Origin of the sequence: Pseudomonas sp. HY13-MNA-CIBAN-0226, assembly GCF_040310305.1 — a bacterium.
GTDB lineage: Bacteria > Pseudomonadota > Gammaproteobacteria > Pseudomonadales > Pseudomonadaceae > Aquipseudomonas > Aquipseudomonas gregormendelii.
In genome coordinates this window covers 1-260 of the sequence record NZ_JBEOPS010000372.1, presented here as the reverse complement: position 1 = coordinate 260, position 260 = coordinate 1, and the positions used below count along the sequence as shown (strand labels likewise).

Annotated in this window: 1 pseudogene; it reads right to left on the bottom strand. The window is 43.8% G+C overall.

Annotation, left to right across the window (positions count from 1 at the left end):
• A pseudogene (locus AAEZ05_RS29160) lies at window positions 1-260 on the bottom strand (chemotaxis protein CheV); the annotation flags it as partial.

Here is a 260-nt window from a genome sequence, read left to right as displayed (position 1 = left end):
GACTTAATGTATCTCTTACTTGCTTACGTGCAGTAGATGAGTCATCAACGATTAATACCTTACGGCCAAGCATTTGCGTCGCTAACGCTTCGTCGAGCACCCCATCGGTTAATTTCACATCGTAATCGATGATCTCAGCCAACACTTTTTCAACATCAATAATAGACACCAAACGCACTTGCCCTTGATCTTCAATTCTTGTTATCGCCGTTAAGTAGTTATCTCCGCCAGCGGTTTTGGGTGGCGGCATAATATCACTC